Annotated in this window: 10 protein-coding genes and 2 pseudogenes; 6 read left to right on the top strand and 6 right to left on the bottom strand. The window is 72.3% G+C overall.

Annotated elements, in window-relative coordinates; all coding sequences use genetic code 11:
* The first annotated feature begins 453 nt into the window (after positions 1 to 453).
* From SCNRRL3882_RS05895 to SCNRRL3882_RS05885, 3 genes are all read left to right on the top strand, one after another.
* Positions 454 to 711, top strand: a complete 258-nt coding sequence (locus tag SCNRRL3882_RS05895) for a SpoIIE family protein phosphatase (protein ID WP_010042951.1) — start codon at positions 454 to 456, stop codon at positions 709 to 711.
* 158 nt (positions 712 to 869) lie between these two features.
* Positions 870 to 1,235, top strand: a complete 366-nt coding sequence (locus SCNRRL3882_RS41625; protein WP_418952380.1) for a peptidoglycan-binding protein — start codon at positions 870 to 872, stop codon at positions 1,233 to 1,235.
* Between the two features lie 137 nt (positions 1,236 to 1,372).
* On the top strand, positions 1,373 to 2,440 hold the full coding sequence (locus tag SCNRRL3882_RS05885; RefSeq protein ID WP_010042947.1) for a hypothetical protein: 1,068 nt from the start codon (positions 1,373 to 1,375) through the stop codon (positions 2,438 to 2,440).
* Positions 2,441 to 2,460: 20 nt separating this feature from the next.
* Here the strand turns inward: SCNRRL3882_RS05885 and SCNRRL3882_RS05880 are convergent, their stop codons facing one another.
* Positions 2,461 to 3,744 carry an MFS transporter gene (locus SCNRRL3882_RS05880; RefSeq protein ID WP_010042945.1) on the bottom strand — a complete coding sequence of 428 codons (1,284 nt, stop codon included), beginning with the start codon at positions 3,742 to 3,744 and terminating at the stop codon, positions 2,461 to 2,463.
* 169 nt (positions 3,745 to 3,913) lie between these two features.
* On the opposite strand from SCNRRL3882_RS05880, the gene SCNRRL3882_RS05875 reads away from it, so the two are divergent.
* Positions 3,914 to 5,965 (top strand): phosphocholine-specific phospholipase C, encoded by a 2,052-nt coding sequence (locus SCNRRL3882_RS05875; RefSeq protein WP_010042943.1) that lies wholly within the window; start codon positions 3,914 to 3,916, stop codon positions 5,963 to 5,965.
* Here the strand turns inward: SCNRRL3882_RS05875 and SCNRRL3882_RS05870 are convergent.
* Both SCNRRL3882_RS05870 and SCNRRL3882_RS05865 read right to left on the bottom strand, forming a co-directional pair.
* Positions 5,955 to 6,902: a hypothetical protein gene (locus SCNRRL3882_RS05870; RefSeq protein ID WP_010042939.1), complete on the bottom strand. Its 948-nt coding sequence runs from the start codon at positions 6,900 to 6,902 to the stop codon at positions 5,955 to 5,957. The two genes, SCNRRL3882_RS05875 and SCNRRL3882_RS05870, sit on opposite strands and share 11 nt — an antisense overlap.
* Entirely contained in the window at positions 6,899 to 7,753 is an 855-nt protein-coding gene (locus SCNRRL3882_RS05865; RefSeq protein WP_010042937.1) for a phosphatase PAP2 family protein, read from the bottom strand. Before SCNRRL3882_RS05865 ends, SCNRRL3882_RS05870 begins: the two co-directional genes overlap by 4 nt.
* A gap of 167 nt (positions 7,754 to 7,920) precedes the next feature.
* Between SCNRRL3882_RS05865 and SCNRRL3882_RS05860 the strand changes: the two genes are divergently transcribed.
* Positions 7,921 to 8,535, top strand: a complete 615-nt coding sequence (locus tag SCNRRL3882_RS05860) for a TetR/AcrR family transcriptional regulator (RefSeq protein WP_010042935.1) — start codon at positions 7,921 to 7,923, stop codon at positions 8,533 to 8,535.
* 169 nt (positions 8,536 to 8,704) lie between these two features.
* Here the strand turns inward: SCNRRL3882_RS05860 and SCNRRL3882_RS05855 are convergent.
* Together SCNRRL3882_RS05855 and SCNRRL3882_RS41620 are read right to left on the bottom strand one after the other, a co-directional pair.
* Positions 8,705 to 9,709, bottom strand: a pseudogene (locus tag SCNRRL3882_RS05855) (hypothetical protein); the annotation flags it as partial.
* A 462-nt stretch (positions 9,710 to 10,171) separates the two neighbouring features.
* Positions 10,172 to 10,285: pseudogene (locus SCNRRL3882_RS41620) on the bottom strand (DUF2510 domain-containing protein); the annotation flags it as partial.
* A 318-nt stretch (positions 10,286 to 10,603) separates the two neighbouring features.
* On the opposite strand from SCNRRL3882_RS41620, the gene SCNRRL3882_RS05840 reads away from it, so the two are divergent.
* Positions 10,604 to 13,288, top strand: a complete 2,685-nt coding sequence (locus SCNRRL3882_RS05840; protein ID WP_010042931.1) for an ATP-binding protein — start codon at positions 10,604 to 10,606, stop codon at positions 13,286 to 13,288.
* Between the two features lies 1 nt (position 13,289).
* Here the strand turns inward: SCNRRL3882_RS05840 and SCNRRL3882_RS05835 are convergent, their stop codons facing one another.
* On the bottom strand, positions 13,290 to 14,081 hold the full coding sequence (locus tag SCNRRL3882_RS05835) for an SDR family NAD(P)-dependent oxidoreductase (RefSeq protein WP_010042929.1): 792 nt from the start codon (positions 14,079 to 14,081) through the stop codon (positions 13,290 to 13,292).
* Between the last annotated feature and the right edge of the window lie 63 nt (positions 14,082 to 14,144).

Raw genomic sequence — 14,144 nt, 5'->3', positions numbered from 1 at the left:
GCTGGTGCCGTATCTCGCGAGTTGACCCACGGCAACGCGGGGGAGCGTACCGGTGTGTGCGGCTTGCCGAAGATGCTGGGAATGTCCTGCCCACCACCACATGGTCACCACAATCCATGTGGCTCTGCATTGAATGTATCTGCTGTTGGCGTCGAGGTCGGTTGCATCGGCTGCAAGAACATCCGCTATGCCTGTTAGTTCCTTGAGCACAGCGACTACCCCTCGGAGTAATGCGAGGTGTCGGTGAGCGGCGAGCGCTTGCCGCTCGTCACCTATCTCGGGCTTCGGTACCTCAGGCGACCGCTCCTGGTCAGAGGTGAACTGCGCGTGGACTGGGATCCTGCAGATCTCTCCCGAAGCGTGTGGTGGCCCGGGAAGAAGGGGCGCGCGCCCTTCGCGTCAGAGTTAAGGAGCGGACGTACACGTATGCCGAGCGGAGTGGCAAGCGGAGTCATGAGCTGGCCCGTCAAGGGGCCTTGTGCGGGCGGCGGGTGGTGCCGGCAGCAGCGGCCGGCGGGCCAGTACTACACCGACGGCCTCTTCGAACGCCGCGACGAGGACATCGACGTCGGCCTGGCCCGGCTGATCGACGCTCTGGCCCCGTACGGCACGCTGCCGTTGGAGGAACTCGCCGACGGGCTGCGGGACGGGATGGGCGTCCCCGGCGGTGGTCAGGACGACGGCAGCGCCTTGGTCGTCGTCCGCCTGTGAGCCGATTTCCGCGGAAGTCGTTTCCGTATCAAAAAGTGAAATCGAAACGGAATTCTCGACTTTTCTGTGCCGGAGGGCTCCTTTAGTGTGGATGCATGGAAAGAACGGTAGAGTTTTACACAGTGAAACGTGGCGACACGCTCAGTAAGATCGCGGTTATGCACCGCGTGACGCTGGACCAGATTCTGGAGTGGAATCCCCAGATCACTAATCCGGATCTCATTTATCCCGGACAGCGGATCCGCGTGGCTCCCCCGGAAATGGAGGGTGAGTACGAACCCTTCCCGGGGGCCGACTTCTTCCAGCCCTCCGTGAGCAGCCCGATCATCGAGGCCATGGGCTACCGCCTCATCGAGGAGGGCTGCTCGGCGTACGCCGACGGGCCCGACTCGCAGTGGAGCGAAGCAGACCGGAAGTCGTACGCGAAGTGGCAGCGCAAACTCGGATTCGGTGGCCGGGACGCTGACGGCATACCGGGCCGGAAGTCGTGGGAGAGGCTGCACGTACCCGCCGTCTACGAGTGACCGGAACAGCTCCGGGCCGGCCACCGCGGACCGCTTGGCGCGCACGGGCGAAAACCCGGATCGCCTATCTCGAAGCCCAGCTGGAACGCGAACGTGTCAAACCGTGCTCCGAAGACCGCAAGACGCTCGTCGAGGGAATGCGGGGCCATCTGAAGAAGGCCGGCGCGGCTGCCGACGAGGATTTCGGATGGCGGCGTGCCTGGTCCGGATCGGCCGCGCGTGAGGGCGTCTGGTCGAACATACGCAGCGCGGAGGTGATGCTCCTGCAGCTGGTCTCCGACGAGGAAGCCGCCGGCCGTGCCAGCGACGTCATGGCCCTGGTCAAGGATCATCTGGAAGCGGACGATCCGCGACGCGTCCGTCTGGGCCGGCGGCTCCGTTCCATCATCTCCGGCGAGATCTCACCGAGCGACCGTGACCTCATGGTCCGGGCGCTCGACGCCGCGTACAACGCGCTGGACGACGAACTGGCCCGGGTGCGCAGCCTGCGCAACATCCTGTGGACCGCGACGTTCCTCGTCCTGCTCGGCGTGGCGGGCCTCGCCGTCTACGGCTGGTTCTTTCCCCAGTCGCTGAGCATCTGCTTCACGCCCAAGGTCGACCCCGGGGGCGCGAGCGGGGTCACTGTCGTGTGCCCCACCGCGGAGCATACCGACGTGTCGGCGGGCACTCCCGCCAGTGAACTGGCCGAGTCGAGGGACATTCTCACCGTCGAGATCGCCGGCCTGGCCGGCGCGGCACTCACCGTCATCGCCTCGCTGCGCCGCATCCGGGGCACCGACTCGCCCTACATGCTGCCCCTGGCGTCGGCGGTGCTGAAGTTCCCCACCGGCGCCCTGTCCGCCTTCCTCGGACTGCTGCTGATCCGGGGCGCCTTCGTCCCCGGGCTGAGCGATCTCGACAGCAGGGCGCAGGTCCTCGGCTGGGCCGCGGCCTTCGGTGCCGCCCAGCACCTGGTGACCCGGCTGGTCGACGACCGCGCCCAGATGACGCTGGCGGAGGTCGGCCGGACGACCGAGGCCGTCGTCGACCCCGAGCGAGCCGCCGTCAAGGAGAGCGACGTGCCGGGAGAGACCGGGGCGCCCGGACCGCCGGCCGCCTTCCAGGACGGCGAGGGACCGCACGAGGGGGCACAGGAGGGGACGCGCGCGAGGGCGCCCGTGGACGAGGGAACGGAGGGGGCTCGCCCGCGAGCCGGGCCCTGACCCGCAGCCCGGCCGCCCGTTCACCGCCGGAGAGGCGTGTGGGCCGTCTCCGGCAGCCGCAGGTACACCAGCGACGACAGCAGGCAGAGCACCGCGACGTACCAGGGGAACAGCCCCGCGTGGCCCACCTCCTTGAACAGCGTGCCCACGTACGGAGCCGTACCGCCGAACAGGGCCACCGTCAGCGAGTAGGGGAAACCGATACCGGCCGCGCGGACCCGGGGCGGGAAGATCTCCGCGTTCACGGCCGCGCTGATCGAGGTGAACCCGGTCAGCAGCACCATGCCGGCGCACTGCACGAGCAGCAGCACCGCGAACGAGTCGCGCAGGGCGTGCAGCAGGGGCACGGTGAGCAGGGCGAAGCCCAGGCCGAAGAAGAGGAGCAGCGGGCGGCGCCCGAAGCGGTCAGACAGGAGGCCGCCGAGCGGTTGCAGCAGCGCGAAGAAGGCCAGTGAGACCGTGCCCGCCAGCAGCGCGTCCGACTTGTCGATGCCCGCGTTGAGCTCGGCGTACGTCGGCAGGTACGACGTCCACGTGTAGTAGGCGATGGTGCCGCCCGCCGTGATGCCGCCGATGAGGAGCGACTCACGCGGGTGCCGCCGCAGCGCCTCGAACAGGCCGGGGCGCGGGGCCTTCTGCTGCTCGGCGCTCCGGGTCTCCTGCGCACCCTGCCGGATCCAGAAGCCGACCAGGCTCAGCACCGCCCCGAGCACGAACGGCACCCGCCAGCCCCAGCCGTTCATCTGCCCGTCGCTCAGCGTGTCCACGAGCAGCGTGGCGATGCCGGAGGCGACCAGTTGCCCCACGGTCGTCGACACGTACTGGAAGCTGGAGAACAGCCCGCGCCGGCCGGGGGCCGCCGACTCGACCAGGAAGGTCGTGGAGGCCGCGAACTCGCCGCCCACGGACAGGCCCTGCAGCAGCCGCGCGAGGACGAGGACCACCGGCGCGAGCACGCCCACCGACGCGTACGTCGGCGTCAGCCCGACCAGCAGGCTGCTGCCGCCCATCAGCAGGATCGTGACCGTCAGCGCGGCCCGCCGCCCGTGCCGGTCCGCGACCGCGCCCATCAGCAGCCCGCCGACCGGCCGCATGAAGAAGCCCACCGCGAAGACCGCGAACGTGGACAGCAGCGGCACCAGCGAGTTGTCCGCGCTCTTCGGGAAGACCTGGGACGCGATGTACGTGGCCAGAAACGTGTAGGCGTACCAGTCGTACCACTCCACCGCGTTGCCCACGGAGGCGGCGAGGAGCTGGCGAACGGGCCGTTTCGTCGGCGGGGAAACCGTCTGCGTCTCTGTCACGCCCCTCACCCTCCCCTGACAACGCCCCGCCACACCTGGCGTACCGGCGACTTTCACACGAGTGTCACCAGCCCCTTCCTTGCCGTTTGGTGTCCCTGAAACACTCCTTCCGCGCAGATTCCGTCACGTTCCGGCCATCCCGCACCTCAGGATGAGAGGTCTGTCCTTCATGTCCGAAGTCAACCGGCGCCGCTTTCTCCAACTCGCGGGTGCCACCACGGCCTTCAGCGCGTTGTCCGCCAGCATCCAGCGCGCCGCCGCGCTCCCGGCCAACCACCGCACCGGGTCGATCGAGGACGTCGAGCACATCGTCGTCCTGATGCAGGAGAACCGTTCCTTCGACCACTACTTCGGCACCCTGAGGGGCGTTCGCGGCTTCGGCGACCCGCGCCCGGTCACCCTCGACAACGGCAAACCGGTCTGGCACCAGGAGAAGGACGGCAAGGAGATCCTGCCGTTCCACCCGGACGCCGACGACCTCGGCATGCAGTTCCTGGAGGGCCTGCCACACTCCTGGCCCGACGGCCACCAGGCCTACAACGGCGGCAAGTACGACCGCTGGGTGCCCGCCAAGGGCACCACGACCATGGCGTACCTGACCCGCGAGGACATCCCCTTCCACTACGCCCTCGCCGACGCCTTCACCGTCTGCGACGCCTACCACTGCTCGTTCATCGGCTCCACCGACCCCAACCGCTACTACATGTGGTCCGGGTACACGGGCAACGACGGCACCGGCGGCGGCCCCGTCCTCGGCAACGACGAACTCGGCTACGGCTGGACGACCTACCCCGAGCGCCTGGAGCGGGCCGGCATCTCCTGGAAGATCTACCAGGACATCGGCGACGGCCTCGACGCGAAGGGCTCCTGGGGCTGGATCGAGGACGCCTACCGCGGCAACTACGGCGACAACTCGCTGCTCTACTTCGACAAGTACCGCGACGCCAAGCCCGGCGACCCCTGGTACGACAAGGCCCGCACGGGCACGAACGCCAAGGCCGGCGACGGGTACTTCGACCTGCTGAGGGCCGACGTCAAGGCCGGCAGGCTGCCGCAGATCTCCTGGATCGCCGCCCCCGAGGCCTTCTCCGAGCACTCCAACTGGCCCTCGAACTACGGCGCCTGGTACATCGCCCAGGTCCTGGACGCCCTCACCTCCAACCCGGAGGTCTGGGCGAAGACGGCCCTGTTCATCACCTACGACGAGAACGACGGCTTCTTCGACCACGTGGTGCCGCCCCTGCCGCCGAAGGACGCCTCCCGCGGCAAGTCCACCGTCGACGTCTCCCTCGACCTCTTCCCCGGGGACAGCAAGAACACGGCCGGTCCGTACGGTCTCGGCCCGCGGGTGCCGATGCTGGTCGTCTCGCCGTGGAGCAAGGGCGGATACGTCTGTTCCGAGACCCTCGACCACACCTCCATCCTGCGGTTCATGGAGCGCCGCTTCGGTGTGCGCGAGACCAACATCTCGCCGTGGCGCCGTGCCATCTGCGGTGACCTGACATCCGCGTTCGACTTCTCCCGCAAGGACACGCGCCCGGCCCCGCTGCCCGGCACCGACGGGTACGAACCGCAGGACCGCGAACGCCACCCCGACTACAAGCCGGCCCCGCCCGCCGACCCGCGCATGCCCCGCCAGGAACGCGGTCTGCGCCGCGCCCGGCCGCTGAGGTACGCCCCGCACGTGGACGCCTCGGTCGACGCGGCGGCCGGGAAGCTCACCCTCGCCTTCGCCTCCGGGCCGAAGGCCGGCGCCGCCTTCCACGTCACCTCCGGCAACCGCACCGACGGCCCCTGGACGTACACCACCGAGGCCGGCAAGACGCTCTCCGACACCTGGAACTCGGCCTACTCGGCGGGCTCCTACGACCTGACGGTGCACGGCCCCAACGGCTTCGTGCGGGTCTTCAAGGGGTCGAACACGACCGCCGGTTGCGAGGTCACCGCACGCCACACCGGTGACGACATCGAGCTGACCTTCACCAACAAGGGCTCCGGCACGGCACGGCTGAAGCTCTCCGACGGTTACGGCGGCCGGCCCTCGACCGTCACCGTCCGCCCCGGCGCGAAGGTGCGCCGGACCGTCGGGCTCGCCGCCAGTCGCCGCTGGTACGACCTGACCGTCACCGCCGAGGGCGACAAGGCGTTCCTGCGGCGGTTCGCCGGACACGTCGAGAACGGGCAGCCGGGCGTGAGCGACCCGGCGATCATCACCGGGTAGCCGTGGTGAGGTGCCCCGGATCGTGCGGCCGGGGCACCAGCGCCGGTTCGGCCGCGGCCGAACCGGGTTCCAGGGCGAGGACGGCGGCCACCGGATGGTCGTCGTCGGCCGGGACGGCAGCGGGCGCCGTCCGGCTGAGCAGCACCACGCCCCAGGACGCCAGTCCGGCCCCCGCGAGCGCGAGCAGCACGCCCGCCGGGCCGCCCTGGAGCCGTTCGCCCAGCAGCGCCAGACCGATCACCGCGGCGGCCAGCGGGTTGGCCAGGGTCACCATCGCGAGCGGGCCGCCGAGACCACCGCGGTAGGCCGTCTGCGACAGCAGCAGCCCGCCGGCCGCGAACGCCGCCACGAGCAGCGCCACCCCGATCACCTGGACGCTCAGCAGCGGGCCGGACCGGTCCGTCGCGGCCACCGTCACGGTCTGAGTGAGGGCCGAGGCGACCCCGGAGGCCACGCCGGACGCGCTCGCGTGCCGCAGCCCGGGGCGGGCGCCCGGGCGGGACAGCAGCCCGATGAGGGCGGCGGTGGCGCCCGCGACCGTCAAGGCCTCGGGCACGCTCAGCACGTCGTCGGGCGCCGGACCGGACGCCGTGACCAGGATCGCGGCCAGGCCCAGCAACGTCAGCGCGGTGCCCCGCCACTCGACGGCACTCACCCGCCGCCCCGCGAGCCGCGCCCCCATCGGCACCGCCGCGACCAGGGTGAGGGCACCGAGCGGCTGGACCACGGTCAGCGGCCCGTACTTCAGCGCCACCACGTGCAGCAGCGCGGCAGCCGCGTTCAGCCCGACCGACCACCACCAGGCGCCCCGGGCGAGCAGCCGCAGCGTGCCCGAGCCGGGCGAACGGGAGGCGAGCCGCTCCTGGGCGACCGCGGCGGCCGCGTAGGCGACGGCGGAGACGAGGGACAGGGCCACGGCGACGAGGACGGCGCTCATCGGCCCGCCCCCGCCGGCACCCGCTCCTCGGCCCGGGCCTGCGCCCGGACCGGTACGAGCCTGCCCTGCGCGCGGCGCGCCGTCGTGGCCGTGCGGTGGGGCGAGCGAAGCGAGATGGGGGTCCCCCGGACGAAGCCCGGGGGGAGGATCGCTGCCAGGGCCAGACCCAGCAGACCCGTCGCCACGATCGCGTCGAGCCAGTAGTGGTTCGCGGTGCCGACGATCACCAGCAGCGTCAGCAGGGGGTGCAGCAGCCACAACCAGCGCCACCGCGAGCGGGTCGCCACGATCAGCCCGACCGCGACCATCAGCGCCCAGCCGAAGTGCAGCGACGGCATCGCCGCGAACTGGTTCGACAGGGAGTCGGTCGCGGGGGCCCCGTACACCGACGGGCCGTACACCCGTGCCGTGTCCACGAGGCCGGTCTCGGCCAGCATGCGCGGCGGGGCGAGCGGGAACAGCAGATGCAGGACCAGGGCGGCGCCGGTGACGGCGGCCAGCACCCGGCGGGCCCACACGTAGTGGGCCGGGCGGCGCAGGTAGAGCCAGACCAGGAAGGCGGCGGTGGCCGGGAAGTGGACGGCCGCGTAGTAGGAGTTCGCGATGTGCACCAGGCCGTCGCCGTGCAGCAGCAGGGACTGCACCGTCCCCTCGCCGGGCAGGCGGACCGCTCGTTCGAGGTTCCACACGCGGTGCGCGTTGCGGAGGGCCTCACCGGTGTGGCCGGTGGCCAGCTGCCGGCCGAGCTTGTAGACGAGGAAGAGTCCTGCGACGAGCAGGAGCTCCCGGACGAGCGACGGTCGCGCTATCGCGTCGGACCCCGCCGGCGCAGGCTCGGTGCGGGCATTCATCCCCCGGCCCCTTCGGTGACGGTGCTGCTGTTATCGGTACGAGTGCGTACCGATACGCCAGTGTACCGATACGATCGCGTACCGGTACACTGGCGTATCGATAGACGAACGACACACCGCCGGCCGGGAATTTTCCGGCCGCCCGAGGAAAGCCAGGAGCACAGCCCATGACGTCGCAGGCTGCGGACCGACCCGAGCCGGTCGGCACCTCGCGCCGCTCCAAGATCACGCCGGAGCGTGAGCAGGAGTTCTACGACGCCGTGCTGGAGCAGCTCCGCGAGTGCGGCTACGACTCCGTCACCATGGAGGGGATCGCGGCCAGCACGCGGTGCAGCAAGTCCACGCTCTACCGTCAGTGGAAGACCAAGCCCCAGTTCGTGGCGGCGGCGCTGCGCTCCCACCGGCGGACGCGCTGCATCGACACCGGCTCACTCGCGGACGACCTGCGCGAGGCCGCCCGGGCGGCGGGCGAGCTGTCGGGCCGGGACACCAAGCTCCTCCAGGCGCTCGCCCATGCCGCGCCGCAGGACCCCGAGCTGAAGCGCGCGTTGCGCGAGGCGCTGGTCGAACCGGAGATCGCCGCGCTCAAGGAGATCATCCGGCGCGGGGTCGAACGGGGGGAGGTGCCCGCCGATCATCCGGCGCTGGAGTACATCCCGGCGCAGATGTTCGGCGTCCTGCGCATCCGGCCCGTCCTGGAGGGCGAGGACGCGGACCCGGACCCGGACTATCTGGTCCGGTTCGTGGAGGCGGCCGTGCTGCCGGCACTCGGCCTCACCTGAGACCCGGGCCGCCGTCCCGGGATGACCGGACGGTGACCCGACCGCGCCGACCCGTGGGGACGGGGGCGGCGCGCACCCCGGCCGGGTGGGGTGCCCCTGTGAGCGGCGGGGGCGCCCCACCCGGCCGACAGTGACCGGGGCACCTCGTCGTCCGGCGTGCCGGGACCGGTCAGACGTTCTGGCCGTTGCCGCCGCCCGTCGACACCTTGATGCCCTTCGTGATCTCGTCCAGGACGGACTCCTTCTGGTCGGCGTCGACGCCGAAGCGCACGACGACCATCTGCTTCTGGTTCGCGGGGGAGGGGAACGCGAGCGACTCCACGATGCCGTCGGCGCCCTTGCTCGTGACGGCCTTCCAGCGGACCAGGTAGCCCTTCTGCCCGGCCACGGTCACGGCCTTGGAGTCCAGCACGTCGTGGGAGGTGATCCCACCGTAGGACTTGCCGCCGTAGGACTCCTCCGCGTTCGCCGCGATGTCCGCCTTGGCGATCTCCTCGGCGGTGCTGCCCTTGGTGCCGAGGACCAGGGCCGGGGCCGAGTAGGCGCCGCCCTTCGTGCAGGTCGAGGTGGTGTCGCCGGGGCACTTGTAGGAGTCGTCGGACGTCACCTGTGCGCCGACCCTGGCCTCCTGGCCGTACCAGCCCTCGGGGATCGGCAGACTGATCCCGCTGACCGCGTCGGTCACCGACCCGCTCCTGACCTTCGGCGGCTCGGACTGCTCGGGCGAGGGACTCGGCCCACCGGGGCCGCCATCCCCGCCGGACCCTCCGGCGCCCCCGGATCCGCCGTCACCGCCGGAACCTCCGGATCCGCCCGGCCCGCCGAACGGCCCGCCCTGGCCTCCGGCTCCGCCCGGGCCGCCCGGTCCCTGCGAGGTGGCGGTGCCGCCGCCCGAGCCGCCGTTGTCGGTCAGCGCGTACACGCCGACACCGATGCTGGCGAGGACGGCGACGGCTGCCGCCACGGCTATCCCGATCCGCAGCCCTCGCCCGCGGCCGGCGGCCGGAGGCGCGGCGGGGTAGGCGGGATACCCGGCGCCGGGCGGATACCCGGGCCCGGGCGGATACCCGGCGCCGGGCGGATATCCAGCGCCGCCGGGCGGATATCCAGCGCCGCCGGGATACCCGGGGACTCCCGGTTGTCCGGTGCTGCCCGGGTACGGGGAGGTTCCTGGGGCTCCGGCGCCTCCCGGGTTCCCGGTGCCGGTCGGATTTCCGGCGGCTCCCGCTTGTTCGGTGCTGCCCGGGTACGGGGAGGTTCCTGGGGCTCCGGCACTCCCCGCATGCCCCGGGGCTCCTGGGGCTCCGGCGCCTCCTGGGTTCCCGGTGCCGGTCGGATTTCCGGAGTCGGCCGGATTCTCCGAAGCTCCCGGTGCCCCGGCATCAACCGGATGCCCAGCCTCCGGCCGGTCAACGTCCGTCGGCTGCCCGGCGCCGCCCGGGTTCCCGGCGGCTCCCGGTGCCGCGGCATCCCGCGGCCCCGCGTCCGGCTGCCCGACAGCACCCGGATGCCCCGCGGGCGCCGCCTCACCTGAGGGCGCCGGATCTGCCGACGGCACACCGCCACCGGCGGGATCCGCCGTGGAGGACTCCACCGTCGGCCGCTGCGGAGGGGGACCCCAGGTCGCGGTCGGCTGAGCCGGGCGGATGCGGTCCGTCCAGGACTTGCCGTCCCACCAGCGCTCGGTGGCGGGCCCGTCACTTTTCTGCCCGGGGTCGGGGTACCACCCGGAAGGAGTCTCCTGCGTCATGCCCCCACCGTATGAGGCGTCGGTGAAAGTGGCATGAGAGGAACCGATCGGATCGCGTCGGTCCGGCAGCGGGCGCGTCGGCCTCCGGCCGGGCGGGGAAGCCGCACCGTCTGTCCCCTGCCGGTGAATGAACGTCACCTCCCGTGCCCGCGTTCGCCGTTGACGCGAAGGCGGCTGCTGGCGGGCCTGCCGCGTCGTCCGGCCGCACCCCGTGTCACCCGTCACGGCAACAGGTGCCCGGTCCGCCCTCCGCTCAGGCGATCCGAGGGCTACGCTCGACGTCTGTACGTCGTTCGGGCGACTTGGGGAGGTAGCGGGATGACGGAGGTACGGCCCACGGCCGCCGCCTCGGCTTCCCTGTGGGAGCGCGACGAGGAAGTCGCCGCCGTCGCGCGGGCGGTCGACAGCCTGTGCGCGGACCGCTCCTCGTCCGGCGGACTGCTGGTCTTCCGCGGCGAGGCCGGGCTCGGCAAGACCGCGCTGCTGGCCGAAACACGCCGCATCGCCGAGGCACGCGGCTGCCAGGTCTGGTCGGCACGCGGCGGCGAGACCCTCAGGTCGGTCCCCTTCAACGTCGTACGGCAGTTACTGCAACCCGCGCTGATGTCGATGCTGCCGGAGGAGGCCCGCGAGTACCTCGGTGACTGGTACGACATCGCCGGGCCCGCCCTCGGGATAGCCGACCCCGGCGACCGGCAGGCCGACCCGCAGGGCGTGTGCGACGGACTGGTCGCCGCCGTGCGCCGGCTCTCCCGCCGGGACTGGCCGCTGGTGCTGCTCATCGACGACGCCCACTGGGCCGACCAGGAGACCCTGCACTGGCTCGCCGCGCTGGCCGAACGCCGCGAAGAGATGTCCGTCCTGGTCGTGGTCACCCGCCGCCCGGGCGAGGTCTCGGGCACGAGCGCCCGGCACCTCGACACCGTCGCCGCCGCCGCGGACGGCCCCGTCACGACCCTGAGCGCCCTCACCCCGGACGCCACGGCCGGACTCACCCGCGCCACCCTGGGCGAGCACGCCGACGCCGCGTTCTGCCGCGAGGTCTGGGCCGTCACCGCCGGCAACCCCTACGAGACGGTCGAACTCCTCGCCAAGGTGCAGGACAGCGAACTCGAACCGGTCGAGGCCCGAGCCGGGGACCTGCGCGAGCTGAACCGCTCGGCCCGCGGTGGCGGTCTCGTCGCCCGCCTGGAGGAACTCGGCATCGACGCCACCAGGTTCGCCTGGGCCGCCGCCATCCTCGGCACCGGCATCTCCCTCGACCTGGTCGCCAAGCTCGCCACCCTGAAGCCCGACGAGGCCCGCCGCTGCGCCGAACTGCTGCGCACCGCCCGCATCCTCACCGCCCCCGACCCCACGACCGGCCGCACCGCCGAAGGCGACCTGGAGTTCGTCCACCCGCTGATCGCCACCGCCGTCTACAACTCCATCCCCGACGCCCTGCGCACCGCCATGCACGGCATCGCCGCCCGCATCGTCACCGACGAGGGACACGGCGCCGCTGCCGCCGCCCGCCACCTCATCGAAGTCCACCCGGACGACGACGAGGAACTCGTCGGGCAACTGCGTGAGGCCGCCCGCGAGCACCTCGCCGTCGGCGCCCCCGACGCCGCCCGCCGCTGCCTGGAGCGCGCCCTGAAGGAGCCGCCCCGGCCCGAGACGCACCCCCACGTGCTGTACGAACTGGCCGAGGCCACCTTCCTCACCGCTCCCGCCCGCACCATCAGCCAGCTGCGGGCCGCGCTCGGCATGCCCGGCCTCGACGGCGACAAGCGGGTCGACGCCGTCTTCCGGCTCTCCCAGGCGCTGCTCCACAACGACCAGCTGGAGGAGGCCGTCCGCACCGTCGAGGCGGAGGCCGCCCGGCTCCAGCCCGGCCCCGCCCGGATGCGGCTCCAGGCCGTGCACTTCATGTGGGAGGGCATCCACGCCGGCGAGACCACCTCACCCGACCGCTCCCGGCGGCTCGCCGACCTGGCCCGCACCTGCACCGGCCGGGACAACTCCGAACGTGCCCTGCTCATCCTGCGCGGCTTCGACGCCCTGATGCACGGCGAGAACGCCGAGGAGGTCGTCGAACTGTGCGACCGCGCCCTCGTCAACGGCCGCCTGGCCCCCGGGCTCGGCTGGACCGACACCGAGTGGGGCATCGAACTGCTGCTGATGCTGGCCAACGCGTACGCCTTCACCGACCGCCTCGACCGCGCCGAGACCCTCTACAACGAGGCCCTGCGCGCCTACGAGACGGCCGGCTGGAGCGGCGGCCACCTGGCCCTGGCCCACGCCTACGTCGGTCTCGGCCACCGCAGGCGGGGCCGGCTGAGGGACGCCGAGAAGTCCTTGCGCGAGTCCCTGCGCCTCGCCGAGCGCGTCGGCCGCCGACTGCCCCTGTACTGGTCCGCGACCTGCAACCTCGTCGACACGCTGCTCGCCCGCGGCCATGTCGAGGAGGCCTGGGAGGTCGCCGAGCGGTACGGCTTCGCCCCGCCCTACCCGTCCACCATCGTGCTGCCGGACCCGCGCTCGGTGCGCGGCCGGCTGCTGCTGGCCGTCGGCCGCACCAAGGACGGCGTCAACGAACTGGAGGCAGCCGAGAAGGCGGCGGCAGCGCGCGGGCACCACAACCCCGTGCTCGTCCCCTGGGCGGCCGACCTCGCCAGGGCGCTGGCCACCGAGGACCCGGCCCGTGCTGCCCGGCTCGCCGTCGACGTCCGCCGCCAGGCCGAGCGCTTCGGCACGGACACCGCCATAGGGGAGGCCCTGCGCTGCGCCGCCGCCCTGGAGACCGGTCAGCGCGCGGTCCGCCTCGCCGCCCAGGCCGTCACCTACCTGGAGTCCTCACCCTGCCAGTACGAACACGCGGCGGCCCGCATCGAGTACGGCATCGCCGCCCGCTCGGCCACCGACCTCGACCGCGGCCTGGGCCTGGCGGTCTCCTGCGGCGCGGACGGACTGGCGGCACGGGCACGGGCGGCGCTGAAGGCCGGCGCCGGGGCCGGGTAGCTCAGGCGCCGAGCAACTGCTCGGTCACCGCGGCGAGTCGCTTGCGCACCTCGGGGTCGTACGCCGCCTCATGGGCTCGTGCCGGGCTCGTCCCGTCGTAGTACCGGCCGCTGCCCAGGTGCCGCGTGGCCAGTGCCAGCACACCGGCCGCCCCGTCGGCGACCGTGTTCCACGGCGTGACGTCCGCCTCGCGGACCATCGCCGTGTCCATGTAGGTCGCCGGGTGCAGCACGTTCACGGAGACGCCGGTGCCGTCCAGTTCCTCGGCGAGCGCGAAGGTGTGCGCGGCGAGAGCGAACTTGCTGCGGCAGTACGCCGACACGCCGTCGTAGCCCCTGATGAACTCGGGGTCGTCGACGACGAGGGGTTCCTGACCGGCCGAGCCGACGTTGACGATCCGCGTCGGCGCGTTCGCCCGGAGCACCGGCAGCAGGGCCCGGGTCAGCACGACCGGCGCGAGGTAGTTCACCGCCAGCCGCAACTCGTGCCCGTCGGAGCTCAGCTCCCGCCCGGAGCCGGGCGGGCCGGCCCCCACCCCCGCGTTGTTGATCAGCACGTCCAGCTCGGGGTGCGCGTCGCCGACATGCGCGGCGAGCTCCCGCACCTGCGCCAGCGAGGCGAGGTCGGCGACCAACCCCTCGGCGTCGCCCTCGGTCCGCAGCTCCTCGGCCAGCCGCTCGGTGCGGTCCGCGTCCCGGCCGTGAACGAGGACGACATGCCCGGAGCGGACGAGTTCGAAGGCGACGTACCGGCCGAGCCCCGAGGTGGCGCCGGTGATCAGGATGGTGGACATGCCCCCACCGTAGGCACGCCGTCCGTGCCCGGGCGAGCTACCGCCGAGGCTACGACCGGCAGG

Source organism: Streptomyces chartreusis NRRL 3882 (assembly GCF_900236475.1).
GTDB lineage: Bacteria > Actinomycetota > Actinomycetes > Streptomycetales > Streptomycetaceae > Streptomyces > Streptomyces chartreusis_D.
This window is presented reverse-complemented; position numbering and strand designations above follow the sequence as displayed.